We start from the raw sequence: 25,481 nt of genomic DNA, 5'->3' as shown, positions 1-25,481 counted from the left end.
AATGGCAAAAGCGGAAGCGGATGTATCGCTCTTACAACTGGAATCTGCTTTTAAATGGCCGGATGCGCCGGATGAAGACAAGTATTCGGTCTGTGTGCACTGCGGTTTTTGTCTGGAGGTTTGTCCGACCTATCAACAATTGGGAGATGAAAATCAGTCGCCGCGGGGGCGCGTGTATCTGATCAAATCCGCATCGGAAGGGTTGTTGCCGCTCGATGAGTCGGTGATTGACCCGGTATTTCAATGTTTGGATTGCCGCGCTTGCGAAACGGTCTGTCCATCGGGCGTGCAGGTCGGCGCATTGATCGAAGAAGCCCGCGGCCAAGTATTTTATGCGGAACCGGCAAAAGGGATGAAAGGTGCTGTCCAAAAATTATTTTTGCGAGGGATTTTTCCACATCCGAATCGCCTGAAAATGGTTGGAAAATTGACGCGCTTCTATCAAAAATCTGGATTGCAAGCGGTATCAAGGAAATCGGGTCTGTTAAAAATCTTGCCGAAGCAGTTGCGGGAGATGGAAGCGATTCTGCCGGAAGTGCCGGCGACAAGCGCACTTGATTCGCTGCCGGAGCGCATTCCGCAGCGGGGCGACAAAAAAGCGACGGCTGCCTTGTTTACCGGCTGTGTGATGGATGTTGTCTTCTCCGACATCAATCGGGCAACAGCCAGAGTTGCCACACACAACGGCCTGGAAGTGATCGTGCCAAAACAGCAGATCTGCTGCGGCGCACTGCAAGTGCATGCGGGTGACAGAGAGCAGGCAAGGCAAATGGCCAAACACAACATTGACGTGTTCTTGGCGTCAGATGCCGACTATATCGTCATCAACGCCGCCGGATGTGGAGCCGCACTCAAGGAATATCCGGAACTCTTTCGCGACGATCCATTCTATCATGAAAAAGCGGAGCAATTTTCAGCCCGTGTGCGCGATATTTCCGAGTTGCTGGTAGAAGTCGGTTTCGAACCGCCGCAAGCGGAAGTCAAACGCACCATTACGTATCATGATGCTTGCCATTTGTGCCATGCCCAAAAAGTCCGTTCGCAACCGCGCCAGATCCTCCGTTCCATTCCTGGCGTCACATTGGTGGAGATGCCGAATTCGGATCGCTGCTGCGGGAGCGCCGGGATTTATAATATCACGCATCCGGATATGGCAGGGCAGTTGCTGGAGCGCAAAATGGATGACGTGCCGGAAGGTGTGGAGTGTATCGCCATGGGGAATCCGGGCTGCATGATGCAGATTATGGTCGGTGTCCATCGGCGGGAAACTGACTTGGATGTATTGCACACGATTGAAATTTTGGATGAAGCATATCGGCGGGAGGGAAATGAGTAATGGACAAACTGGAAATGGTTCGTGAGCTCACAAATATACTCGGCCCGAATCGTGTTTTATATAAAGAACATCAGCTGCTTGCCTATGATTGTGACGGATATGTGGCGCAAAAGGCTCGCCCAAAGGCTGTTGTATTCCCTGTCACGACAGAAGAAGTGTCCCGGGTCGTAAAGCTTTTGCACGAGCATCAGATCCCCTTTTTGCCGCGGGGCGCAGGCACAGGGCTCAGCGGCGGCGCAACGCCGTTGAATGGGGAAGTCATCATCAGTCTGGCCAAAATGGATCGGCTCTTGCACGTGGATTTTGACAATATGCGGGCGGTTGTTCAGCCAGGCCACATCAATTTGCAGTTGACCAAAAAAATTGCGGGCAACGGCTGCTATTATGCGCCGGATCCGTCCAGCCAATCGGCTTGTACAATCGGCGGAAATCTTGCGGAAAATGCAGGCGGTTCCCATTGTTTGAAATACGGTGTGACAACAAACCATATCGTCGGCGCCGAAATCGTTTTGCCAAATGGGAACATCGTTGAAGTCGGCTCCTATATGGGGGACTCCCTCGGGTATGATCTGATCGGTCTGATCGTCGGATCGGAAGGTACGCTTGGCATCGCAACCGCAATAACCGTGAAGATTCTGAAAAAGCCGGAAGCTGTCAAGACAGTCATGGCCATGTATGATTCTGTGGAAGATGCTTCAAACACCGTTTCTGACGTCATAAGCTCCGGCATTATTCCGGCCGCCATGGAAATGATGGACCAATTGGCCATGCAGGCAGTCGATAAAAGCAACTACTATGTCGGATATCCGACAGATATTGCCGCCGTATTGTTGATCGAAGTGGACGGTTTGGCTGCAGGTGTGGAAGAAATGGCGGAAAAGATCGTTCACATGTGTCAAAAACATCATGTGCGCATGGTAAAAGTGGCGGAGTCGGATGCAGAGCGGGCTTTGTGGTGGAGCAGCCGGAAAATGGCGTTCGGCGCCATGGGGCGCATTTCTCCGGATTATCTGGTGCAGGACGGCGTGATTCCACGGACGCGCCTGGCGGAAGTGCTGGCGAAAATTGCGGACATCAGCCGTGAGTCGGGATTGCGGATTGCCAACGTGTTTCACGCGGGAGACGGAAATTTGCATCCGTTGATTTTGTACGATGGAAGAATTCCGGGACAAACAAAGCTGGCACAGGAGACAGGTTCAGCCGTGTTAAAAGTGTGTGCGGATGTCGGTGGGAGCATCACAGGGGAGCACGGTGTCGGCGTGGAAAAATTGGAAGAAATGCGGTTTTTGTTTAATGACGCGGAATTGCAGGCGCAGTTGGCGATTCGCAGCGTGTTTAATCCGCAAGATTTGTGCAATGCCGGGAAACTTGTGCCCAAACCGAGCCGCTGTGTGGAAGTGAAGCGGGCACAGCAGCTGTTTCAGGCGGAACAGGCGGTTTACGACGGATTCCAGGAGCACACTTCGATTTTGTCGCCTGCTTACAAAGAAGCAAAATAAAACCGAAAAAATATTCCCATTGCTCTATTCAGAATGGAAAAATCGATGTATAATTTTAAATATAGAACAGTGTTCTGTATTTCAGAACAAAAATTGAAATTGGATGCGGAGAATGGAGGATTCTTGGATGGCTAAGTTGACGGACGAGCGAAAGGGAGAATTGACGGATGCTGCCAAACGGGCGCGCCGCACCGTATTGCGTGCGTTGCATCAAGCAGGCAGCGGCCACCCTGGCGGATCGTTTTCGCAGATGGAATTTATGCTTGTTCTTTATCTGGAAAAACTCAATCATAAACCGAATGAACCGGAGTGGGAAGAGCGGGATATGGTATTTCTTTCAAAAGGCCATGCGGCTCCGGGGTGGTATGCAGTAATGGCGGAAGCGGGTTATTTCCCGGCAGAAGAAATCGTGGCGACATTGCGCAAACCGGAAAGCCGTTTTCAGGGACATCCCGGCAGTGAGCATACACCCGGCGTTGATATTTCTTCCGGCTCTCTTGGGCAAGGGCTGTCTGTGGCCAACGGCGTAGCTTTGGCTGCCAGGCTTGACGGCAAGAATCGGCGGGCGTACTGCGTGATCGGCGATGGGGAATTGCAAGAAGGCCAGGTATGGGAAGCAGCGATGTCAGCAGCACATTTCAAACTCGATAATGTTTGCGCCATTGTCGATTGGAACAAGATTCAGTTGGACACATGGACAGATCAAGTGAAAACATTGGGCGATCTAAAAGGAAAATGGGCAACATTTGGCTGGCATGTGATCGAGATCGACGGACATGATTTTCAACAAATCGATGACGCTTTTGATGAAGCGGCGGCAGTCAAGGGCAAACCAAGCGTTATTATTGCACATACGATCAAGGGAAAAGGCGTCACGTTCATGGAAAACGACGCGAAATGGCATGGGTTGGCGCCCAATGAACAAGAACTTGAACTTGCGCTGAAGGAGTTGGTATAAATGTCGATTGCCCAAATAGCACCGCGGGAAGGGTACGCAAAATCTCTGATTGAAATTGCCAAAACCAATGATAAGATCGTCGTTCTCGATGGAGACTGTGCAAAATCGAACTTGACCAATTTATTTGGCGCAGAGTACCCGGATCGGTTTTTCAACATGGGGATTGCGGAACAGGATATCGTCGGTACTGCAGCCGGCCTCGCATTAGGCGGAAAGATTCCTTTTGCCAATGCGTATGCGAACTTCTTGACAGGACGCGCTTGGGATCAAATGCGGATATCTGTCTGTTACTCCAATTTGAACGTGAAAATTGTCGGCCATAACGCAGGCACATCTGCCGCACAGGAAGGCGCTACCCACTTGCCTTTTGAAGATATCGCATTGATGCGGGCATTGCCGAGAATGACAGTGATCGTACCTTGTGATTCGGTTGAAATGGAGAAAGCGGTGAAAGCGGCAGCGGAATTTGAAGGTCCGGTATATTTGCGCGTCGGGAAACTCCCTGCACCTGTTGTGACAAATGAGCAAGATCCGTTCGCCATCGGCAAAGCGCGCATCCTGCGCGAAGGGCAAGATGTAACGATTATCTCAACCGGCATCTTGCTATATGAAGCATTGCAGGCTGCTGACCAACTGCAAGCAGACGGCATTTCGGCAGAAGTGATTCATTGTGCGACGATTAAACCGTTAGACCTGGACACTATCGCCGCATCTGCCGCCAAGACGAAACGGGTGGTAACGGTCGAAGAACACTCCATCGTCGGTGGTTTGACCGGCGCGGTTGCCGAAGGATTGACGCGCGTACAGCCAACGCTGATGCGATCTGTCGGCAATTTGGATCGCTTTGGTTTCTCCGGAAAAATGGATGAGCTGCTGGACTTGTTGGGAATGCGTGCCGTCAATGTGATCCAGGCGGTCCATGAAATTGTGGAACAACCGGTTCGAAATGAATCCTGTCAGTGAGGGTGTGTACATGATGCAGGAATGTCCATGGTCGACGTATATCGAACATTCGCTTACAGATCAAATGGATTTGATTCGCCAATATTGGGAACATCGTTCTGAAAAAATCATCGTGTTGGATGATGATCCGACCGGGTGTCAAACCGTGCACGGAATCCGCGCATTAATGAATTGGGATCGGGAGACACTCCGGCAAGCGTTGGAAGCGCCGGAACATCTGGTATACATTTTGACAAATCTGCGCAGCGTGGATGCGGTACGGGCGCTGGAGATCCATCGGGAAATCGCCGACAGGATTGTGGAAGTTGCGGCAGAGTTGAAAATCAAGGTACATGTGATCAGCCGCAGCGATTCTACATTGCGGGGCCATTTTCCGGAAGACGTGCTGCCATTTATCAACGATAGCCGCTTTGGCGACATCGACGGCATCCTCCTTTCACCGGCGTTTTTTGAAGGTGGGCGGTTTACCTATAACGGCACGCACTACGTCAAACAAGGCAATGCGTATCTGCCGGCAGATCAGACGGAATTTGCAAAGGATCCGGCGTTCCCGTTCACGTCCGCTTACTTGCCGAGATGGATTGCAGAAAAATGGCCGACCGTCAATCAACAGTCAGTTGTCGTACTATCTCTGGAGCAAATCCGTTCTGCCGGCATCGATGCGGTGATCGATACATTGATGCAAGCGACAAATCAGCAAGTCATTGCAGTGGATGCGGTTGACGATGCGGATCTGCAAGTCGTTGCCCTCGCCTGCCTGGAATGCCGGAAGCGCGGCAAACGTTTTTTCTTCCGGACAGCCGCTTCCTTTGTTCGGGCATATGCCGGAATCACTCGCATCGACCCGCTGCCGGTGGAGCGGGTAGTGGATCGTACGCAAGGTACGGGCGGACTCGTGCTCGTCGGGTCGTTTGTCAATAAAACGACAAGTCAATTGCAGGCATTGCTGGACACATGTGAAATGGTCCAGGTAGAAATGCACAGCGAATCCCTTTTGCAGGAACAGCGGGAGCGGGAAATTCAGCGGGTGATCAGAGCCATTTCGGAAGCGCTGCAAGCAGGCAAGGATGTCGTATGTTTTACAAGCCGGACACTGGTTCAGGCAAAGTCGGCGCAGGAAAGTTTGTACATCGGCAGGCGGATTATGGACGCGATTGTGCAGGTAGTCCGGGAGCTGCCGACTCGCCCGGCGTTTTTTGTAGCAAAAGGCGGAATTACGTCACATACGATTGCAAGCGATGGACTATCGGTACAACAAGCCTGGGTGGCCGGGCAAGCACTTCCCGGCGTTCCCGTTTGGGAACTCGGTTCCGAAAGTAAATGGCCGCATTTGCATTATATTGTTTTTCCGGGAAATGTCGGAGATACAGATGCGCTTGCAAGATTGATTGAACGCTATCAATCCTATCGGCAAATGCGGCAAGCTTGACAAATAAACAAGTACCCAGACTGGCTGCGAAACGACGCGAAGATCACTGGGGTTGAGGAGGATACTACAATGGCAAAGCAAAAAATGCTGGTAGCAGAAGCGATCGTTCGTTTCTTGGAGAAAAAGGGTGTTACACAACTTTATGGAATTCCCGGTGCTGCGATACTTCCTGTATTTGATGCCATTCGGGAAGTCAGCAAGATTACATCCTATGTTGTACGCCATGAACAGACAGCTGCGTTTATGGCAGATGGATATGCCCGCGCAACGGGCCAAGCGGGTGTTTGTGCCGTTACGTCAGGCCCTGCCGGAACCAACCTTTTGACAGGGTTGTACGGCGCCTACATGGATTCGATTCCGATGATTGCCATGACCGGTCAAGTCAGCACGCCGATGATCGGCACAATGGCGTTCCAGGAAGCTCCGATAACTGATATGGCACGTCCTGTCTGTAAAGGTGTCTATCTTTGGAACGATGCTGCGAAAACAGAAGAGTGGCTTGTCGATATGTGGAATACGGCCACAAAAGGCAAAAAAGGACCTGTATTGCTTGACCTCCCACTTAATATTCAAAAGCAAGTCATTGAAATCGATATTGATGCAATCGCACAAGAACAGCCGGAACAATTGCCGACACCGACAGAACAAGAAATCGATCAAGTGATTGCACTTTTGCAACGTGCGCAGAAACCTGCTTTGATCGTCGGCGGTGGTGTCATATTATCCAACGCAACAGCAGAACTGGAAGAGTTCGTTTCTTTGTATGAATTGCCGGTTGTTACTGCATTGATGGGAATTGATGCATTCCCGAACGACCATCCGCTGTTTGCCGGACGCATGGGGACGATGTGCAACACGCCATTGGGGAATCAGACGTTGTTGGAATCCGATTTTATCCTCAACGTGGGCGGTCGATTTGCCGATCGCAGCGTCGGTACGTTTGAAGTTTTTACAGCCAATCGCACGATCGTTCATGTAAATCTCGATAAACAAGAATTGGGCAAATACTTTCCGATCGATTTGGGAATCGCTGCAGATGTGAAAGCGTTCCTGTACATGATGGTCGACCGTGCAAAAGCAAGTGGCAAGACGGTGCCGTCTTGGGAAGAGCTGGAGGCAAAACCGACGATTGCAAAACTGCTGGCAGACCGCAAAGAAATGGCGCGCAAGCAAGACTTTGATGAACTGCCGATCAAGCCGCAGCGAGCGCTTTTGGAACTGCGCAAGTTCCTGGATCGGGATGCATTTGTATCACACGATTGCGGGATCAGCCAAATTTGGTCCACACAATTATTTGAAACATTTGTTCCACGGACATTTTTGATTACAGGCGGTGCCGGCACGATGGGCTGGGGTCTTGGTGCGGCAATGGCTGCGAAACTGGCGTATCCGGAACGGCAATCTGTGAATATTGTCGGCGATGGCAGTTTGGGCATGTCCCTGCAAGATCTGGCGACAGCGGCGAAGCATAACATTCCGGTGATTGTTTTCTTATTGAATAATTCCTTGCTGGGCCTGATTCGCCAGCAACAGAACTGGTACTATGCGGAACGGGCCATCTCTACCGATTTGATTTATCACAATGAGGAATTTGGCCATGACCGCGGAATCGACTTTGTTTCTACGGCAAAAGGGATGGGAGTCGAAGCAGAGCTTGTTACACATTATGATGAAATTCAAGGTGCGCTCGAGCGTGCGGCGGCATCTGGCAAACCGTATTTGATTGAAGTTTTGGTCGATGAAAAGGCAGTTTGCTCCATGTCCAACAACGGTTCCATCGCAGGTGTAGTAGAGACGGTATAAAGGGGAGGCAGCAGAACATGCGGCAAAGTTTACATGATTTTATGCGCGTCGGTATCGTGCATTTTATGGCATATCCAAATGCGAAATCCAGTGAAGAGTATTTACGGTCCATTTCGGCCATTATCGAAGATGATTTTTTTGGCGGAATTGAAGTGACATCGGCACCGGATGAAGAGACAGCGATACAAGCGCGGCAATTATTCGAAAGTGCCGGAGTAGCTGTGGGGTTTGGGGCGCAACCGATTCTTTTGGGCAATAAAGGAAATTTGAATGCGTTGGATGCGGAAGAGCGGAGTCGTGCTATTGCGCTTGTCAAAGAAGGGATTGATCAGGCCTGCCAGATCGGAGCAGGCAAACTTGGCTTTCTTTCCGGCAGAGATCCGGGGGAGGAATACAGAGAAAAAGCGATTGGATATTTGATCGATTCCATTCAGGAACTTTGCCGATATGCCCGTTCCAAAGGCAATTTGCAGCTTTCCCTGGAATTATTCGACCATGTGACAGATAAGTGCTGTTTGATCGGTCCTACCCGATTGGCTGTGGAAGTCGCTCAGGAAGTCAGAAAAGTAGATCCTGCATTTGGACTTATGGTCGATCTCAGCCATCTGCCGATGCAGGGGGAATCGCCGGCAAAAGCACTGACAACCACGCGTGATTATCTCAATCACGCACATATGGGGAACTGCGTGATTCGTGATAAAAATGATCCTTTATATGGAGACACACATCCTCGTTTTGGGTATAATGGTGGAGAGATCGATGTTCCTGAATTAACTGAATATCTCCGTGCATTGCTTGATATTGGTTATTTGGCGGAAGGAGCAGATCGCGTACTGGCGTTTGAAATCAAACCGGCACCGGGAGAATCGTCACAAGCGATTATTGCTCAAGCAAAACGAACACTGCGCACCGCATGGCAAAGAGTCTGAAAAAATTGCCATGACAAGTCGGATGAATGCATGAGGGACGGTCTTTGTTGCCGTCCCTATCTTTTACTTCGATACAGTCTACATCCATAGGATAGATAAAACAGCAGGCCGGACCGCCAAATTCCGTATGGACGATAGCGCCGGCAGCCTGCGCAGGAAGTTGGAAATACGGCACGGACAGGATAGGGGGGGCAAAATGGAAGAATATACGGTAAAATCTGTAGATAAAGCATGTATGCTGATGGAAATCATCAGTGATTACGAGGATGGCGTCGGCATTACCGAATTGGCCGAAAAAGTCGGGATGTACAAAAGTACTGTGCATCGGCTTTTGAATACACTAGCTGCTCGCGGTTATATTGAACAGGATCCTGGGACCGGAAAATATAAATTGGGGTATCGTGTGCTTGATTTGGGAATGAAGCTTCTGACCGGGATCGATTTGCGGCGGGAGTCTGCTCCGTTTTTGCATAAATTGGCAATGGAATCCAACGAAGTGGTTCATTTGGCAGTGCTCGATCATGGAGAAATTGTGTATATCGATAAAGTGGAAAGCAGCAATACGACGCGCATGCATTCACGGGTTGGCAAGCGGGTACCCGTCCATGGCACAGGTCTCGGGAAAGCCATTTTGGCTTTTTTGCCTCCGTCCGAGGCAGTCGCCATCATCGATCGTTATGGTTTGAAACCGATTACACCGTATACGATTACGGATCGCAACCAATTGCTGGATGCTTTGGACGAGACGAGGAAGCTCGGCTATGCGCTTGATATTGAAGAAAATGAAATTGAAGTGTGTTGTGTGGCAGCGCCGATTTGGGATTACAATAACAAAGTGGTTGCTGCAATCAGCGTTTCCGGGCCAAGTTTTCGCATGACACACGATCGGTTGCAGGAAATGGTTCCCTTCGTGACGCAAACGGCTTATCAAATTTCGGAGCGCCTTGGTTATCGGGGATTTCGTTTGGCATCAGCACAGGAGTAAGTGTCATCATACGGATTCAGCATGTTTCGCGTGCATGAGCATATGCAAAAATCGTACATGAATATGCAAAAATTAAAAAAAGGGGATTCTGACCCAAGCTTCACAAGACGTTTGTCTGCAGTCTGGGTCTCGAATCCCCATTTATTTAGTCCGGCTTATATCGGCTTTTATCCTCTTGGTATGGATTTGCACCTACTTATGCCGACTGTTTGTGTTTCACGGTAATTTGATTGTTTTCTACCAGAACCTCGATATGCTTGACAGATTCCTCATCTAATAAAACGTCGGAAATTCCATCTTCCACAAATTCCTGTATGGTACGCCGCAACGGACGTGCGCCGAATGCGGGATGGTAACCGAGTTCTGCCAGTTTTTCTTTTGCCGCTTCTGAAACTGTGACAGTCAATCCCTGTTCTGCCGTTTGTCGAATCAGATCGTTTAACATGAGATCCACAATTCGTACGAGATGTTCTTTCGTCAATCGGTTGAAAGATAGGATCGCGTCAAATCGATTGAGAAACTCCGGCCGGAAATATTGGCCCAATTGTTCCAGCAAAGCATCCCGATCGTCTTCTTCCCTTGCATCAAAACCGATCGCGATTTTCTTCCCGTCTGTCGCGCCTGCATTGGATGTCATGATAATGACAGTGTCTTTAAAACTTACCGTTTTGCCTTGACTGTCTGTTAATCGGCCGTCTTCAAGAATTTGCAGGAAAAGGTGCAAAACATCCGGGTGTGCTTTTTCTACTTCGTCAATCAGCAGAATTGCGTACGGATTGCGGCGAATTCGCTCTGTCAGTTGGCCGGCTTCATCGAAACCGACATATCCCGGAGGCGCGCCAATGATTTTGGAGACGCTGTGTTTTTCCATATATTCGCTCATATCGAGGCGAATCATGGCATCTTTCGAGCCGAACATTTCTTCCGCCAGGCATTTTGCCAACTCTGTTTTCCCAACTCCGGTCGGTCCGACAAAAAGAAAGGATGCGATCGGTCGGGATTTTGATACGAGCCCGGTACGATTGCGGCGGATCGCTTTTGCCACTTTTTCCACTGCCTGGTCTTGACCGATGACTTTTGCTGCGAGGGATTCCTGCAAATGTTTCATTTTATTTTGTTCCGCTCGCTGCAATTTTCTTACAGGTATGCCGGTCTTTTTCTCGATGATCCATTGGATGTCTTCGACTTGCACAATGGCGGTGTCGTGTTCTTTGGCGTGTGCGAGTTCTTTTTCCAACTTCCATTCCTGATCACGCAATTCAGCGGCTTTTTCATACTTTTCTTCCGCCGTTGCTTGCTGTTTCAAAGTGCGCACTTGCTGCAATTTCGATTCTAATTCTGTTGTGCTGCCGCTTTGTGCATCCAAACTTTTTCTGGCGCCTGCCTGATCCATCAGATCGATCGCTTTGTCCGGGAGAAAGCGATCTTGAATGTAACGTTTTGATAATGTGACACATGCTTGAATCGCTTCATCGCTGTAGCGAATGTTGTGGTATTGCTCGTACTTGTCTTGCAATCCTTTTAGAATTTCAATTGCTTCTTCGTTTGTCGGTTCGTCCACCATCACCGGTTGAAAACGCCGTTCCAGTGCGGCATCTTTTTCAATTTGCCGGTATTCTTTTAATGTGGTTGCGCCAATCAATTGCAACTCGCCGCGCGCGAGGGCCGGTTTTAAAATATTTCCCGCATCCATCGAACCTTCCGCTTTCCCCGCGCCCACAAGCAGATGAATTTCATCGATGAATAAGAGAATATCGCTGCGATCCTGAAGTTCCTCAATGATTGCTTTCATTTTTTCCTCAAATTGTCCGCGAATGCCGGTGCCGGCAACCAATGTTGCCACATCCAGCGTGTAGACGGTTTTATTCAAGAGTTTTGCAGGAACTTCAGCATTCGCAATTTTTAGCGCCAACCCTTCTGCAATGGCTGTTTTTCCCACGCCGGGCTCACCGATCAGAACCGGATTGTTTTTATTGCGTCTGCTGAGAATTTCGATGACTTGTTCAATTTCACGATCTCTGCCGATGACCGGATCGATGTGGTTTGCTTGTGCTTCTGCGCTGATATTCTTGCCTAATTGATCTAGAACGCCAGATCCTCTCGATGTTTGCTCGGCTACCGAGATATTTGGATTTCCCATAGAACCAAAGGATTTGGCTTGGTTCATTTGATTGAACATCGGAAAAAACGCATCGAAGAGGGACCGTGTTTGCAACGATGTTCCCATGTTTCTATAGCATGTTTGACATAGCTTTGCATGTGTTGTTTTTCCGTTGATGTTCATTTGCATTTCAATTGTTGCAGGGTTTTGTTTGCAGTTTTGACATTTCATTTGAGTAACCTCCTTGAAATTGCGTTTTGTTCTTACTGATAGTGTTTTGTTCTCACTTGCGGCTCTCATATTAAGATGGCTTCCTTTGCGAGCCGCAGCATGCATTCTATATATCTGTCCGCATGTATATGCGTAATTGACTTTGACTTTCTTTGATCTTTTACTATTATTATAATTTGACCTTATTTGACTTTCAAGTCTTTTGAAAAATTTTTTTGTGGAACCGTCCGATTTCAATTCTCGTCTAACAATATTCACCTTTTTTCAACATTTTTCTGTTTGATTCTTGTATAATGGGTATCAGAAATGAAAAGATAGGAATAGAGACCTCAAAGGGAGACTAGTAGTGAGAAAACACAGATATGCACAATTCGCTGCAATATGGATTCTAGGAACTTTGCTTGTCGGTTGCAGTAATCAATTCAGCCAGAATTTTAATCAAGTAACTTCGGAATTTTTGCACTTACATAATGGAACAAGCAAATCGAATGCCACAATGAGTCCGGTGGAAGCCAAAAGTAACCCGGTTTCTGCGGTTGCCGGCAGCAGTATTAGCAATCATAACGATACCAGCAACAGCATTGCCGGTAACAATACTATCAACGGCGGGACGGCTGCCCCGAAAGCCAATATGAATACGGCCAAGCCGAATTTCAATCCTGCAAAGATACAAGTCGTTTCAAACCCCGAAAGTATCTTGGTCTTGGTCAATAAATATAATGCGTTGCCGGATAACTATGTACCGCCCGATCTTGTCACTCCGAATATTCCGTTTCTCTATCAGGGGAACCCGGAAATTCATTTGATGCGGAAAGTGGCGGCAGATGCTTTGGTACAACTTGTTGCCGGAGCGAAAAAGGATGGAATCTATATCTATGGCGTATCGGCATACCGGTCTTATGCCACGCAGCAAACGGTTTACGATCAATACGTGGCTACACAAGGTGTACAAGCAGCAAATACCTTCAGTGCAAAACCCGGAACAAGCGAACATCAAACAGGACTTGCGATTGATGTTTCGGACAGCACGGGACAATATGCGGTAGAAGACGGGTTTGCGAAGCTGCCGGCTGCCAAATGGTTGGCGCAACATGCATACGAATATGGCTTTGTAATAAGGTATCCCAAAAACAAAGAGTCGATTACAGGATACCAATACGAACCGTGGCACATCCGATACGTCGGGAAAGATGTCGCCAAGCTGTTGCAGAAAAACGGCTGGACACTTGAGGAATACTACCAGCATCTCTATAAGTAAGTGTTCAAACTTATGTGGCCTTTCAGCCACCGCATCACATGAAAATGTTATTTTCGTACAAAAAGTGGTGAAGCAAGACACAAGAAGTGCGAAGCCGAAGCGCGAATAGGCGACGGAGTGTACTTGTAAAGAAAACGAAAGAGGGCAGCTTCCAAGCTTTGGCGGCTGTCCTCTTTCGTTTGAATGTTTATACGATTTGCTCGCAATGTTAGATGTACATGTTTTGAAAATCAGGATGTTATAAAAATGCTCTCTGTCGATCCATCCCAACTGATATTGGCTCCAAGAGCATCCGATACAAACCGCAATGGAACCATTGTTCGATTTTGCAGGGTATGTGCCTGCACATCCAGTTGAATCGGCTTTCCATTCACATAGGCAGTTGATGATCCGATTTTTAGGACGATATTGGTTTGGCCTTTGAAAGCTGTAACGGTTTGTGTTGCTTGATTCCAGTTGATTTTTGCTCCCAATGTTTCGAATACGGCACGCAAGGGAACCAATGTACGATCATTTTCGATGATTGGCGATGGATTGTAGCTTTGTTCCGTACCATTCACAAATACGGTCAATCCCTGATGCGTGCGATTCAATTCCACGTAATTCTTATTGATCCAGCCTACCTGATCGTTGATTTGGACGTGATACCAATCTTGTTGCAAACCGAGAATGGTTACTTTGGTTCCCTTGCTTAACACCCCATATGTAGCTGCAGTCAACGATGGTCCCTTGCGGAAATTTACGTTATCCGTCGTATCGCCATTTAAGGAAATGGGCGGTGTTGTCGGAACTGGCGGCGTCGTGATCTCCGGACTTGCAATGCCGGTTGGGGAACCGCTGCCGGTTGTTCCGGCAGTATTTGCATTTGAACCATTTCCGGATGTGGTATTCGCAGCTGGACTTGATCCTGTGTTTTGATTCGCCGAATCGGATGAATCATTTGTCAATTGGATGTAGTCTTGGAAAATCCAACCGGTTTGGGAACCGACTTTTACTTCATACCAAGCGCCTGAATGACCGATTACCGCAAGTTTCGTACCGCCGGATAACACGCGGTAAATCGAACTGTCAAGGGAAGGCGCTTGCCGGAAATTGACCTGATCTGTGGTGACTCCACTGGCTGTCATCGGGACGGTTTTTTGAATCACAGATTGCACGGAGTCCGGAGTCGGACCGGCAGGCTTGGCTGCAATCAGCGGCAAAGGCTGTTCCTGACTGTAAACTGTCGTCTGGTAGGCGTACATCTGATTCATGATGCCTGCTATTTTCTCTGCCCAGTACGGATCGCTTGCATAGTGTACATTCATTCCGTCAAGGGTAGGACTTCCGCCAAACCATTGACCGTTGGCGTCCAGGTATTGTTTTCGGACAAAGTATGCTTCGTAGTTGATGGCGTCTGTAAAAGAATCAAAATGGGCGGCACTGCCATATGGATCAACATCATATGCCTGATAGCCAAACAAGTTGTTTTTGTCCCGCGCAATGACGGATGTTCCATAATTGCTTTCCAAAATGGCATGTGCAGCCAAATATTCCGCATTCACACCGAATTTTGATTGCGCGTCAACAAACGCTTGTCCAAGGCCGATTAAAGGGCTATTCGGGCTGTGGCTGGCGATAAAAGCATTGATAGCAGATGCTTGAATCGGACTTTTCAAACGTAAATCCAGTGTTTCAAACTCCGGTTCGTAGGTGCCAACCAGGTGGTCCCCATCCGGATCCCGCCGATAAAATTGATGACTAGAATTGCGTACATATATTTGTCCATCCTGTATGAAAGCGGGCGATTTCCCGACGTAGAACGACTCTTGAGGCAATTCCGGCGTGCCTAGAACATGGTAGAGAGCCCCGTTGATCGATTGGTAAAAATTATTGGATGTCGGATACTGGATGATCCGAAATGGTGTAGCTGGTGTAGCTGGTGTAGCTGGTGTGGCTGGTGTGGCTGGTGTGGCTGGTGTGGCTGGTGTGGCTGGTGTGGCTGGTGTGGCTGGTGTGGCTGGTGTAGCGGATGTAGCAACAGTACTATCCGCGTAGGATACATGCGAGCCATACAGACTGAATAGCGCTGCAAGTGTCCAGATAGAAAAGTATGGAAATTTCCTTTTTTTGCCGGAGTTTGTGCAGGAGAAAAAGCCGGACATGAAGTAAGTACCCCCTGTTTCGAAACAAAATTTAGTCGCCAAATGTTAGTAATCTAGTATTTGATTCGACATGGAGGCAAAACTTCCTATTACATTTTACAAAATTCTTGTAAAAACTTTGCAAAATTCTGTTGAATTTTGTCATCGTCCTTTATGGAGCGATGAAAGGCTGAGTTTTGTTCGGCTTTGAGCGTTTGTAGGGTTTGTTTTCTTGCCTGTATAATTTTTTTGTTGTATTGCCCGGATGCTCAAAATGATTTTGCAGTTGTTTCAATAGCTGTTTGTGCGTGCTTTCCAAGCGATGCAATTTCCGTTGGGTTTCTTTTAGTTCACGCAATATCAAATGATAATTATATGGTTGCGATTTTGTAGTAGGGGATGTCTGCTTTGTTTGTGAAGGTTTTATGGTGTGTTTTTGTTTGGGAGTGACGTTGTGTTCCTTCGCTTGGCCTTCCACAAACAGGGATGGCGCATTGGGAAGTTCATTTTGTTGTGCCGCTAAAGCTTTGCGAACTTGTACTTCACTATACGCTTTGATTAAAAGCGGAATCCATTTGAATCCTTCGAGTTTGCTCATGAAATGCGCCCTCTATTCGAAGTATTTACGATTTATAGTTCATATGTATGACAAATGTCCGCATTTCGCAACAGGGCATTCATACAAAATACATTCATACAAAATGAAAAGCCGGAATCGGATCCGGCTTTTTTGCTACAGAATGGATTTGCCCAGCAGCGAACAGATCAAATCAACGGCGGCAAGTGCGGTTTTGTTGCCGCGATCGAGAATCGGATTCACTTCTACCACATCACAGGAAATTACTTTTCCCGACTGATACAGCATTTCCATGGCCAAATGGCCTTCACGATAGGTGACGCCGCCAAGCACGGGTGTTCCAACACCAGGCGCAATATCCGGATCCAATGAATCGAGATCGAGGCTCAAGTGAATGCCATCCGTTCCGTCTGAAGCGATTCGGATGGCTTCTTCCATGACCCGGCCGATTCCCATGCGGTCGATTTCATGCATGGTAAAACAGGTAACGCCATTTTGTTTGATCAATTCCCGTTCCTCTGGATCGATCGACCGCGCACCGACGATTACCACATTTTTCCCTTGCAATTTGGGGGAAAATCCGCCAATGGAGGTCAAGTCCCGCTGGCCGACACCGACGCTGCAGGCCAGCGGCATCCCATGTATATTTCCGGAAGGTGTCGTATCTTCTGTGTTAAAATCGGCATGTGCATCAAACCAGATGACGCCGACGGACGAAGAGATTTTTGAAGTGACGCCCGCAATGCTGCCGATGGCAATGGAATGATCGCCGCCGAGTACGATCGGGAAATCGCCTTGCTGAACAACTTCAGCCACTTTTTCGTATATTTCGGTATTGACATTGACGACTTCCGGTAAATATTTCAGTTTTTCATTGATAATGTTGTGTGTTTCTGCTGTAGGTACATGGATATTCCCCAGATCTTTTACGGGATAGCCAAGCCGCTCGATGCGCTCTTTCAAATTGGCGTAACGAATCGCACTAGGCCCCATATCGACACCTCTTCTTCCTTGGCCCAAATCCATCGGCGCACCAATTACGCTAATTGTTTTTTTCATGATCGCATACTCCTTACTGTAGCACGTTTGAAATTCGTTCGATTGCCCAATCCAGTTCTTCTTTTTTAATGATTAAAGGCGGTGCAAAGCGTATGGTGGTTTCATGTGTTTCTTTGCATAAAAGACCCAGTTCTTTTAGTTTCTCACAATATGGACGAGCATTTCCATGGAGTTCGACACCGATAAACAGCCCTCTGCCGCGAATGTCCCGAATGCCAGGGTTTTGCATGGTCTTTATTTGCCGGATAAAATAATCTCCTAATTCGAGGGAACGCTGGACAAGTCCTTCTTCTTCCATAACTTCAAGTGCAGCGATGGCAACAGCACATCCCAAAGGATTGCCTCCGAACGTTGAACCATGTGACCCTGGATTGAATACACCGAGAATTTCCGGGTCCGAAGCGACGGCGGAAATCGGGAATACACCGCCGCCGAGGGCTTTCCCCAGAATATATGCATCCGGAATCACATCTTCCCAGTCACAGGCAAAACGTTTTCCCGTTCGTCCAAAACCTGTTTGGATCTCATCGGCGACAAATAACACATGATTGTCTTTGCATAGTTGGCTTGCTTCTTTTAAAAATCCTTTCTTGGGAATGCGGATCCCGGCTTCCCCCTGAATCGGTTCGACCAGGAAAGCGGCTGTATTTGCTGTGATCGCTTGTTTTAAAGCGTCAATATCTCCGTATGGTATAATTTTAAAACCGGGTGTAAAAGGTCCGAACCCCCGTTTGTATTCCGCTTCCGAGGAAAAAGATGTAATTGTAACAGTCCGTCCATGGAAATTTCCTTCACAAACGATAATTTCCGCCTGATTTTCCGGTACTTTTTTTACATCATATGCCCAGCGACGAACAGCTTTGAGTATCGTTTCAACCGCTTCAGCGCCCGTATTCATCGGCAAGATCATCCGTTTTCCCGTAAGAGTGGAAAGCTTTTCATAAAATACACCCAATTTGTCATTATGAAATGCTCTGGAAGTCAGTGTCACTTTATCCGCTTGATCCTTGAGGGCTTGAATAATTTTGGGATGGCGATGTCCTTGATTCAAGGCAGAATAAGCACTCAACATATCCATATAGCGGTTGCCTTCAGGATCTTCGACCCATACACCCTCCGCTTTTGCTATGACAATCGGCAGCGGGTGATAATTATGCGCACCGAATGCTTCGGTTTGTTGAATAATGGATTGACTGACAGTCATGATAGATCCTCCCAAGTCGTTCATTTTGGAAACATGCGTTCCTTTCTGTCAACATAATAAGCAAGAATTATGCCAACTGTGGAACGACGAGGATTTTAAACCGCGTTCGAAGATTGATACCTGCAAATGAGAGAACAGGAAACATATTTTTAAACAGATTTGAACATATAGTATGCAAATAATTTTTGCATGCCATAGATATTAGCGTTATAAGTGCAATGAAAATTTGCAGCATGAATTTGTAAATTTGTAGGACCGTACCACATTCTATTCATCCAACCCAAGTGAACGATAATCAGCAAGACTTACATTTCGATCAATTGAAATATGATTGACCTTTTGAAACTTTTGTAAGGCATAATCCAAATCCCCACGGTAAATGCCATCGCATGTTCCCGAATAATATCCGCCGTATTTTAATCGTTGTTGAATTAAAAGCACATCTGGTCCGCGTTCTCCCTCGACCAGCCGCCGCGGCAATTCCCATGGAGCGCCAAGAATATATCCGGATATCGTGACGGGGGTTCCTACAGGGATCATTTGAAATAATGCTTCAACATCCCGGTTAAACATCCGGACACAGCCGTGGCTGGCTCTCCTTCCAATGGATTGTGGTTTGTTTGTTCCGTGAATGCCATAGATTCCCCATGGCACATTGAGCCCAAGCCATCGTGTGCCAAAGCCGGATCCCCAATCCTTTGATTTCGATATGACTTTCCATTCTCCTATAGGTGACGGCGTATCATCCGTGCCAATGGCGATGGGAAATGTGCGAATCATGACTCCATTTTGTTTTACGATCATACGGTGTCGTATTGTATCGACAAAAATATAAAAATCGCTTGTATTCCCAGGTTTGTAGAACTCCTCAAAATTTGCCCCTACAGTATTGGCATGACAAATTTCCTGGGGAATCAAACAACTGATAAAGAGAATGCTGCAAAGCGCAAAAATGTGCTGCATTTGTTTGCGAAAAAACCAATGGAACCATCGAATCATTTCCTGACACCTCACGAATACAAACACTTATGCAACAATTAGTGTTAATTAGTGTTTGTTAAATCACGAGGGAATACTCGGGGAACTTGTGAGCAATTTGATCCTGTATTAGGAAATGGGTACAATAGATCAGTCGGAAATTGAAAAGAGGGAGCGATTGCATGAGCAAGCGGGCAGTCTTTCTTGACCGCGATGGAGTGATCAATGATCATGTCCGGTATGTGAATACGCCGGAAGATTTGATTTTATTTGCAGATGCAGGTCAGGCAATTGCCAAGTTGAACGCCGCGGATTTTTGGGTATTTGTCGTAACAAATCAAGGCGGAATCGGACTTGGGTATATGAAAGAAGATGCTCTCCGTGACATACATGAAAAAATGTCGGCAGAGTTGGCGAAAGATGGCGCGCATATTGATGCCATCCGATATTGCCCGCATCGTCCGAAAGCAGGTTGTCCCTGCCGAAAACCGGAGCCCAAAATGATTCTGGATTTGGCGCAAGAACATGGGATTGATTTGGCTTCAAGCTTTATGGTCGGGGATCGGGATACAGATGTAGAGGCAGGACGGCGGGCGGGAACAAAAACGGTTTTTATTGGGGATGATCCCGCTGTTTCCGCAGATTATCAGGCCAATGATTTGATGGGGGCAGTGAAACGGATTTTGAACGAGCCTAATTTTCATTAGATTAGCGCGGATGAGGATGATTTTACATATCGTATGGGTGTACGTGTAAGATTTCATTTGGAAGGAGCACACACATATATGGATATGAAGCGAGTCGAATCGTCCTCTTCTCCATTGACAAACACAAGTTCTTCGAAGGAATCCGTTGCAGGGAGTGTCAAATCAATAGAAACAAACGTGTATCCGGGGCACTTGCATGAAACACATGTGATTCAGGAGTATGGTCCGTTTCCAGGTGAAGTTGCATACCCGCCGGAAACGCTTCTTTCGCCTGGTACAACATTTCCGCCATTGACGAATGAGTATCCCCAAATTTTTTACTTACCGATGCATTTGGTACATGAAAACTTTGCAAAAACAGTGGAAGATGTCACAAAATTAAAAATTGATGTAGAAACAACAGACGATGGGATTCCAAGTACAAATCGATCGAATGATGATTCTTTGGCGGTTGATGCAGAGTACAGATATCCGTTACTTCCATATCCTATGTACCCATATGGCTATGGCTACGGGTACATGTATCCAAGACCCTTTATCGGAGGTTACATTGGATCTGTGCCGATATATCCGCCCTTTTTCTGGTAATCAAAAGTATGGCCTTCTCTGCTTTGAGAGAAGGCCGTTTCCGTTAGCAAACAGGGCCAGCTGCTGCAGCACCAGCACCGTAGCCAGGAACGAGTAAGAAGAAGAGCACGAAGATGATCAAAAATACAACTGCCCAACGTGTATATCCGCCAAAAATTCCGTACATATCGAATTCCTCCCAGTTTTATTCGGTAATCGTAAAAACCTCTACTCTTTGGCAGCGGATGATTGCCATAACGTTTTTGTGAAGTAGATGTTTTCACATACTACATGTAATGCGACTAGGAATCGTTTTGTATAGATGTTTGACCTGGATGGCTCAAAAATGGGCAGATGTATATAAATGAGGTCTTCGATCTGCAAAAACAGGAATTTTTTTTCGCACTTCAGCCACCAAGCTCAGATCGATATCCACGACGAACACACCTTCTTCTTCACTGCATTCCAAGAGAACTTCACCCCATGGGTCGACGACCATGGAATGACCGAAGAATTCCGTATCGCCGGCTTTCCCGACACGGTTGCAGCTGATCATAAACAATTGATTCTCAATCGCCCTGGCAATTTGCAGCTGCCGCCAGTGCTGCAGACGGGGATGGGGCCATTCAGCAGGAATGAAAATCATTTGGACACCCGATAATGCGAGAGTTCGTGTCAACTCCGGGAATCTCAGATCGTAACAAATGATTGTCGAAGCAGGCACATTATGAATATCATATGTAGTCACTTGGTCTCCGGCGTGTAAATACAGGTGTTCATCCATTAATTGAAACAAATGAATTTTTCGATATGCATTTAACCGTTCACCTGTATGAGAAAACGTATACGAAGTATTAAAAACAGCATCATCTGTAGAGCGTTCAGCAATCGATCCACCGACAATTGTGATCCCGTATTTTTTGGCTTGCTCAGAAAAAAATGCTTGAAACGCTTGCCCATTCGGATCAGCCAATTCAGAAATTTTAGTCAATGCATAACCGGTTGTCCAAAGTTCCGGCAAAACAACGATTTCCGCTTTTTGTGCCGTTGCCTCTTCGATCATCTTGCCGGCTTTCTGTTTGTTGTCTTCCGGTCGACCGAAGACAAGATCCATCTGTAAAAGAGCGATCCGCGTCATAGGTAAAACTCCTCCCCATATAACCAATTGGGTAAATACTTTAAAAAGATGCAACAAAAAACCCATGGCATTCGTCTAATGAAATAGAAGCGGGAAAGGAGATGCAGACCATGGGTTTCGACTTGCAAACAATCGCATTTATTCTTACAATCGGATTGCTTGGCGTATCATTTTATATTATAGGAAAATCTGCGATTCTTCAACAAACAGATACGACCAGAGAACGCAACTCCATCAACTCGTCGACGTAGATTTTGGCCGTTGTGTACATGGCACATGGATTGCACTTCACATGCTCATTTCAACGCTCAACACATGTGCAGTGATTAAGTTGACAAATCAAAGGATAAAAGGATATTTCATTTGGGATGGATGATTTTTACCAAGCTCTCCAAACCATCAACCAGCCGCGGCGAGGGTCTGCAATACAAACCTTCCTCTAAAATGTATACGCGTTTCTGTTTGATTGCTTCTACCAGTTGCCAGCCTGTACGCTCCAGAATTTTCTTATAAGGTACTTTTTCTGTCTTGACTCCGCACCATACGGCAAGAAAATAGTCGGGATTGCAACGCTTGACTTCTTCCGCAGCATCGATCACGCTTTCTCGATCCACATCGGCGAAAATATTTTTGGCACCGGCAAGATGGCTGATTTCCGTTAACCAATTTTGTCCGCCTGGGCTAATGCATGGATGCGGCCACCATTCCCAATATAACCTGGGTCTGTCTTCCAGATGTACATAGGCAGCACGCACAGCATGGATGCGCTGCTCATACTGATCGATCAACAAAGCTGCCTGTTTGGAAGTGCCTGTGAGTTCTCCGACTAGACGGATTGTTTCCCAAATCTCAGATATGGATTTGGGATTGAGTACTACATAGGGAAGACCGGTGCTTTTCAGTTGTTCTACAACGTGTTCCATACCCGGAACGGATAGGGAAGCGAGTACCAAATCCGGTTTGAAAGCGATTACATCTTCCATTCGTATCTGTAAATCCGGACCTAAACGCGGTACATTTTCTAAGAGGTTTGCAGGGTAATCGGAGTAATCATCAATTCCTGCCAACTGATCGATGAGTCCTAAAGCATGCAGGATTTCTGTATTGCTTGGAGTGAGAGAGGCGATTCGAATGCCGTTTTTTTGCAATGTTTCCGCTCCTTTCTTCCAAATATTCGTCTTTCTTTACGGTTCTATTATCAGCAAAATGGCATTTGTCGCTGCGCAAACGTGGATATCGAATGTTTCGTTGAATCACCAAACGCCCGTCAGAAACTTTTGACGGGCGTTCGACTGTACTATGTACGATCTGCAATAGAAAGAATGCTGCAGTGACAAATGCAGAAGTCAAGAATGCGAAAATTGAAGGATAATCCGGACAATTAGCCTTGATAGCGCGCCAAAGAGTCTTGCAGAATCTTTTGCGCCTCTTCAACACCGCGCCAGCCTTCAATTTTTGTTTCTTTTCCTTCTAAATCTTTATAGACCTGGAAGAAATGAGCAATCTCTTTTAAAACGTGTGGTGCAACATCATCCAATGTTTGAATATGCTTAAAACGAGGATCTTTCACAGGAACACCCAATAATTTCTCGTCTTGACCTTTATCATCCGCCATAACGAGGACACCAATTACGCGGGATTCGATGACACAACCGGGAAATGTCGGAAATGTCGTCAATACCAGGATATCAAGCGGATCTCCATCTTCTGCCAGCGTATTTTCAATGTATCCGTATTCGGTAGGATAATGCATTGGTGAATATAAAACACGGTCTAAACGGAATACGTTTGCTTCCTTGTCAAATTCATATTTGTTTTGACTGCCTGTGGGAATCTCGATCAGTGCGTCTACAATCAACTGTTCTGCCATTTGCTGTGACCTCCTAGCAATAAAATACAGATTTTCACCTGTATTATTATAGAGGATGTTCAAAAAGTAGTCAAAACTCCACGGCGGATTGCTTTGCCGAATCCCAAAAAGTCCAGACTGACAAATCAAAGGGCTAAGAAGCAGCGAAAATTATTCTGATGGAAAAACAGTAAGAAGACAAGGGATGATCGCATAGAATTGAAGCATAGGTACTGTAAAAGGGGGAGGGTGCAATCTTGGTTCGTGGAACTTTTTGCAACTGTATGATATACTTCAATACATCTTACTAATAACGGGAGGTGTAATCCTGTCTAGGGCTGCCTTGACAGGAGCACAGGATTGGACCCATTGGGCGAATCGTTATTTAAAATTTTCATCGCTTTCTTATTGGTTGTAATGAATGGATATTTCGTTGCTGCCGAATTTTCAATCATCAAAGTGCGCGGTACGCGAATTGAGCAACTCGCAATTGAAGGCAATCGACGCGCCAAGCATGTAAAAAAGGTCATGGAAGATTTGGATGCGTATTTATCTGCCACACAGTTGGGCATAACGCTTGCCTCGCTGGGCCTTGGATGGATTGGGGAACAGTCCCTTGCGACACTGATTGATGGTGTATTTGCTTCCATGCATTTATCGGCAACAACCGTAAATGTGCTGTCTACGATCCTATCATTTCTGTTGATTACCGCTTTGCAGATTATTTTGGGGGAATTGGTGCCAAAGACGCTGGCCATTCACCGTGCAGAAGGTATGGCTTTGTTTACAGCAGGAATTTTGGTGGGTTTTCATCGTGTTATGTATCCGGCCATATGGTTATTAAACAAGTCGGCTTCCACGATTTTGCATTTGTTTGGAATTCGCGGCAATAACCAAACGGAATTGGCGCATTCGGAAGAAGAACTGCGGATGCTTGTGTCCCAAAGCCATGAAAGTGGTGTCATTGATGAGACGGAGCTAAGCTTGTTTGATAACATTTTTGATTTTTCAAATCGGGTGGCCAGAGAGATTATGGTGCCCCGTACCGATATGGTGTGTTTATATTCCACGAGGACGTTCCAGGAAAATTTGGAAGTGGCGGAAAGCGATAAACATACAAGGTTTCCATTGTGTGAAACAGATAAAGATCACATTATCGGAGTGATTCATATAAAGGATTTGTACGCCGTAGCTTTACAGGGCAATTATGAAACATCGCTGGAATCGATTGCAAGGGACCCGGTCACTGTGCACGAATCGATGTTGATTAAAGATGTCCTTCGGATTCTGCAAAAGAATCGATCGGAAATCGCCATTGTCATTGATGAATATGGCGGTACGGCGGGAATGGTTACGACGGAGGATATTCTTGAGGAACTCGTCGGCGAGATTCAGGATGAGTTTGACGAGGAACGTCCTTTTATCGAGACAAAAGGTGACATTCTTTCCATCGATGCACGATTGCTGATCGATGAAGTGAATGAATACCTGAATCTAAACCTTGACACGGAAGAAGTGGATACGATTGGCGGTTGGATGTACTCGCAATTCAAAACACCGCCAAACATCGGTTCATCGGTCGCGGTTGAGGGATATCAGTTTAAAGTAACGGAGATGGACAATTTGCGGGTCACACGCATGGAGATCAAACCCGTAGAGCAGAAAAATTCCGAGGATTCTGACGGTGGCGGCACCTTTCACGGAAACTCTTTCGTAGAACTTGATCGTGAAAACTATCGAACGGTATAAACGCATAAAAACTCCCCAGATTTTTTCTGGGGTTTTTT

24 protein-coding genes are annotated in these 25,481 nt (G+C 46.9%); 14 read left to right on the top strand and 10 right to left on the bottom strand.

The annotated features are described in order from the left end of the window. Position 1 precedes the first annotated feature (1 nt). From LSG31_RS20895 to LSG31_RS20860, 8 genes are all read left to right on the top strand, one after another. Positions 2-1,336, top strand: a complete 1,335-nt coding sequence (locus LSG31_RS20895) for a (Fe-S)-binding protein (RefSeq protein ID WP_347436963.1) — start codon at positions 2-4, stop codon at positions 1,334-1,336. Continuing rightward, positions 1,336-2,835, top strand: a complete 1,500-nt coding sequence (locus LSG31_RS20890; RefSeq protein ID WP_347436962.1) for an FAD-linked oxidase C-terminal domain-containing protein — start codon at positions 1,336-1,338, stop codon at positions 2,833-2,835. The genes LSG31_RS20895 and LSG31_RS20890 overlap by 1 nt, the downstream gene beginning before the upstream one ends. Positions 2,836-2,962: 127 nt before the next feature. Further along, positions 2,963-3,793: a transketolase gene (locus LSG31_RS20885; RefSeq protein WP_347436961.1), complete on the top strand. Its 831-nt coding sequence runs from the start codon at positions 2,963-2,965 to the stop codon at positions 3,791-3,793. Then, on the top strand, positions 3,794-4,756 hold the full coding sequence (locus LSG31_RS20880) for a transketolase family protein (protein WP_347436960.1): 963 nt from the start codon (positions 3,794-3,796) through the stop codon (positions 4,754-4,756). It abuts the gene before it with no gap. Then, entirely contained in the window at positions 4,719-6,185 is a 1,467-nt protein-coding gene (locus LSG31_RS20875; protein WP_347436959.1) for a four-carbon acid sugar kinase family protein, read from the top strand. The genes LSG31_RS20880 and LSG31_RS20875 overlap by 38 nt, the downstream gene beginning before the upstream one ends. Positions 6,186-6,254: 69 nt before the next feature. Further along, complete coding sequence (locus tag LSG31_RS20870) at positions 6,255-7,988, top strand: thiamine pyrophosphate-binding protein (RefSeq protein ID WP_347436958.1); 1,734 nt, start codon at positions 6,255-6,257, stop codon at positions 7,986-7,988. Positions 7,989-8,005: 17 nt separating this feature from the next. Then, entirely contained in the window at positions 8,006-8,917 is a 912-nt protein-coding gene (locus tag LSG31_RS20865) for a sugar phosphate isomerase/epimerase family protein (RefSeq protein WP_347436957.1), read from the top strand. Between the two features lie 196 nt (positions 8,918-9,113). Next, positions 9,114-9,902: an IclR family transcriptional regulator gene (locus LSG31_RS20860; protein ID WP_347436956.1), complete on the top strand. Its 789-nt coding sequence runs from the start codon at positions 9,114-9,116 to the stop codon at positions 9,900-9,902. Between the two features lie 196 nt (positions 9,903-10,098). On the opposite strand, the gene LSG31_RS20855 is transcribed toward LSG31_RS20860, so the two are convergent. Next, complete coding sequence (locus LSG31_RS20855; protein ID WP_347436955.1) at positions 10,099-12,234, bottom strand: ATP-dependent Clp protease ATP-binding subunit; 2,136 nt, start codon at positions 12,232-12,234, stop codon at positions 10,099-10,101. Positions 12,235-12,580: 346 nt separating this feature from the next. Between LSG31_RS20855 and LSG31_RS20850 the strand changes: the two genes are divergently transcribed. Then, the gene (locus LSG31_RS20850; protein ID WP_347436954.1) at positions 12,581-13,492 is read left to right on the top strand and encodes a M15 family metallopeptidase; all 912 of its coding nucleotides are present in this window, start codon (positions 12,581-12,583) and stop codon (positions 13,490-13,492) included. A gap of 230 nt (positions 13,493-13,722) precedes the next feature. On the opposite strand, the gene LSG31_RS20845 is transcribed toward LSG31_RS20850, so the two are convergent. After that, entirely contained in the window at positions 13,723-15,309 is a 1,587-nt protein-coding gene (locus tag LSG31_RS20845; RefSeq protein ID WP_347436953.1) for a stalk domain-containing protein, read from the bottom strand. A 73-nt stretch (positions 15,310-15,382) separates the two neighbouring features. On the opposite strand from LSG31_RS20845, the gene LSG31_RS20840 reads away from it, so the two are divergent. Continuing rightward, positions 15,383-15,529 carry a hypothetical protein gene (locus LSG31_RS20840; protein WP_347436952.1) on the top strand — a complete coding sequence of 49 codons (147 nt, stop codon included), beginning with the start codon at positions 15,383-15,385 and terminating at the stop codon, positions 15,527-15,529. Positions 15,530-15,787: 258 nt separating this feature from the next. Here the strand turns inward: LSG31_RS20840 and LSG31_RS20835 are convergent, their stop codons facing one another. The 4 genes from LSG31_RS20835 to LSG31_RS20820 form a co-directional block, all read right to left on the bottom strand. Then, complete coding sequence (locus LSG31_RS20835; protein WP_347436951.1) at positions 15,788-16,213, bottom strand: hypothetical protein; 426 nt, start codon at positions 16,211-16,213, stop codon at positions 15,788-15,790. A 135-nt stretch (positions 16,214-16,348) separates the two neighbouring features. Further along, a complete protein-coding gene (gene rocF, locus LSG31_RS20830) occupies positions 16,349-17,251 on the bottom strand; it encodes an arginase (RefSeq protein WP_347436950.1) in 903 nt (300 codons plus the stop codon). Between the two features lie 13 nt (positions 17,252-17,264). Continuing rightward, positions 17,265-18,455 (bottom strand): ornithine--oxo-acid transaminase, encoded by a 1,191-nt coding sequence (locus LSG31_RS20825; protein WP_347436949.1) that lies wholly within the window; start codon positions 18,453-18,455, stop codon positions 17,265-17,267. A 267-nt stretch (positions 18,456-18,722) separates the two neighbouring features. Then, positions 18,723-19,454 (bottom strand): L,D-transpeptidase family protein, encoded by a 732-nt coding sequence (locus LSG31_RS20820; protein ID WP_347436948.1) that lies wholly within the window; start codon positions 19,452-19,454, stop codon positions 18,723-18,725. A gap of 161 nt (positions 19,455-19,615) precedes the next feature. Between LSG31_RS20820 and LSG31_RS20815 the strand changes: the two genes are divergently transcribed. Together LSG31_RS20815 and LSG31_RS20810 are read left to right on the top strand one after the other, a co-directional pair. Then, the gene (locus tag LSG31_RS20815; RefSeq protein WP_347436947.1) at positions 19,616-20,140 is read left to right on the top strand and encodes a D-glycero-alpha-D-manno-heptose-1,7-bisphosphate 7-phosphatase; all 525 of its coding nucleotides are present in this window, start codon (positions 19,616-19,618) and stop codon (positions 20,138-20,140) included. A 78-nt stretch (positions 20,141-20,218) separates the two neighbouring features. Beyond that, a complete protein-coding gene (locus LSG31_RS20810) occupies positions 20,219-20,728 on the top strand; it encodes a hypothetical protein (RefSeq protein WP_347436946.1) in 510 nt (169 codons plus the stop codon). Positions 20,729-20,771: 43 nt separating this feature from the next. On the opposite strand, the gene LSG31_RS20805 is transcribed toward LSG31_RS20810, so the two are convergent. Further along, on the bottom strand, positions 20,772-20,894 hold the full coding sequence (locus LSG31_RS20805) for a hypothetical protein (protein ID WP_347436945.1): 123 nt from the start codon (positions 20,892-20,894) through the stop codon (positions 20,772-20,774). Between the two features lie 153 nt (positions 20,895-21,047). Then, positions 21,048-21,845, bottom strand: a complete 798-nt coding sequence (locus LSG31_RS20800; RefSeq protein WP_347436944.1) for a carbon-nitrogen family hydrolase — start codon at positions 21,843-21,845, stop codon at positions 21,048-21,050. Between the two features lie 110 nt (positions 21,846-21,955). On the opposite strand from LSG31_RS20800, the gene LSG31_RS20795 reads away from it, so the two are divergent. Further along, positions 21,956-22,096: a hypothetical protein gene (locus tag LSG31_RS20795; RefSeq protein WP_347436943.1), complete on the top strand. Its 141-nt coding sequence runs from the start codon at positions 21,956-21,958 to the stop codon at positions 22,094-22,096. A gap of 108 nt (positions 22,097-22,204) precedes the next feature. On the opposite strand, the gene LSG31_RS20790 is transcribed toward LSG31_RS20795, so the two are convergent. Both LSG31_RS20790 and LSG31_RS20785 read right to left on the bottom strand, forming a co-directional pair. After that, a complete protein-coding gene (locus tag LSG31_RS20790) occupies positions 22,205-22,993 on the bottom strand; it encodes an ABC transporter substrate-binding protein (protein WP_347436942.1) in 789 nt (262 codons plus the stop codon). Positions 22,994-23,226: 233 nt separating this feature from the next. Then, the gene (locus tag LSG31_RS20785; RefSeq protein WP_347436941.1) at positions 23,227-23,715 is read right to left on the bottom strand and encodes an inorganic diphosphatase; all 489 of its coding nucleotides are present in this window, start codon (positions 23,713-23,715) and stop codon (positions 23,227-23,229) included. A gap of 339 nt (positions 23,716-24,054) precedes the next feature. On the opposite strand from LSG31_RS20785, the gene LSG31_RS20780 reads away from it, so the two are divergent. After that, the gene (locus LSG31_RS20780) at positions 24,055-25,443 is read left to right on the top strand and encodes a hemolysin family protein (RefSeq protein ID WP_347436940.1); all 1,389 of its coding nucleotides are present in this window, start codon (positions 24,055-24,057) and stop codon (positions 25,441-25,443) included. Positions 25,444-25,481 lie beyond the last annotated feature (38 nt).

The sequence above is a fragment of the Fodinisporobacter ferrooxydans genome (assembly GCF_022818495.1).
GTDB classification, from domain to species: Bacteria; Bacillota; Bacilli; order Tumebacillales; family MYW30-H2; genus Fodinisporobacter; species Fodinisporobacter ferrooxydans.
Note: the sequence above shows the minus strand (reverse complement) of the source record. Positions and strands in the feature narration are given on the sequence as shown.

Coding starts and splice junctions, on each gene's coding strand:
- LSG31_RS20895 (WP_347436963.1), top strand. CDS start 2: ATGGCAAAAGCGGAAGCGGATGTATCGCTCTTACAACTGGAATCTGCT.
- LSG31_RS20890 (WP_347436962.1), top strand. CDS start 1,336: ATGGACAAACTGGAAATGGTTCGTGAGCTCACAAATATACTCGGCCCG.
- LSG31_RS20885 (WP_347436961.1), top strand. CDS start 2,963: ATGGCTAAGTTGACGGACGAGCGAAAGGGAGAATTGACGGATGCTGCC.
- LSG31_RS20880 (WP_347436960.1), top strand. CDS start 3,794: ATGTCGATTGCCCAAATAGCACCGCGGGAAGGGTACGCAAAATCTCTG.
- LSG31_RS20870 (WP_347436958.1), top strand. CDS start 6,255: ATGGCAAAGCAAAAAATGCTGGTAGCAGAAGCGATCGTTCGTTTCTTG.
- LSG31_RS20865 (WP_347436957.1), top strand. CDS start 8,006: ATGCGGCAAAGTTTACATGATTTTATGCGCGTCGGTATCGTGCATTTT.
- LSG31_RS20860 (WP_347436956.1), top strand. CDS start 9,114: ATGGAAGAATATACGGTAAAATCTGTAGATAAAGCATGTATGCTGATG.
- LSG31_RS20855 (WP_347436955.1), bottom strand. CDS start 12,234: ATGAAATGTCAAAACTGCAAACAAAACCCTGCAACAATTGAAATGCAA.
- LSG31_RS20840 (WP_347436952.1), top strand. CDS start 15,383: ATGATCCGAAATGGTGTAGCTGGTGTAGCTGGTGTAGCTGGTGTGGCT.
- LSG31_RS20835 (WP_347436951.1), bottom strand. CDS start 16,213: ATGAGCAAACTCGAAGGATTCAAATGGATTCCGCTTTTAATCAAAGCG.
- rocF (WP_347436950.1), bottom strand. CDS start 17,251: ATGAAAAAAACAATTAGCGTAATTGGTGCGCCGATGGATTTGGGCCAA.
- LSG31_RS20825 (WP_347436949.1), bottom strand. CDS start 18,455: ATGACTGTCAGTCAATCCATTATTCAACAAACCGAAGCATTCGGTGCG.
- LSG31_RS20820 (WP_347436948.1), bottom strand. CDS start 19,454: ATGATTCGATGGTTCCATTGGTTTTTTCGCAAACAAATGCAGCACATT.
- LSG31_RS20815 (WP_347436947.1), top strand. CDS start 19,616: ATGAGCAAGCGGGCAGTCTTTCTTGACCGCGATGGAGTGATCAATGAT.
- LSG31_RS20810 (WP_347436946.1), top strand. CDS start 20,219: ATGGATATGAAGCGAGTCGAATCGTCCTCTTCTCCATTGACAAACACA.
- LSG31_RS20805 (WP_347436945.1), bottom strand. CDS start 20,894: ATGTACGGAATTTTTGGCGGATATACACGTTGGGCAGTTGTATTTTTG.
- LSG31_RS20800 (WP_347436944.1), bottom strand. CDS start 21,845: ATGACGCGGATCGCTCTTTTACAGATGGATCTTGTCTTCGGTCGACCG.
- LSG31_RS20795 (WP_347436943.1), top strand. CDS start 21,956: ATGGGTTTCGACTTGCAAACAATCGCATTTATTCTTACAATCGGATTG.
- LSG31_RS20785 (WP_347436941.1), bottom strand. CDS start 23,715: ATGGCAGAACAGTTGATTGTAGACGCACTGATCGAGATTCCCACAGGC.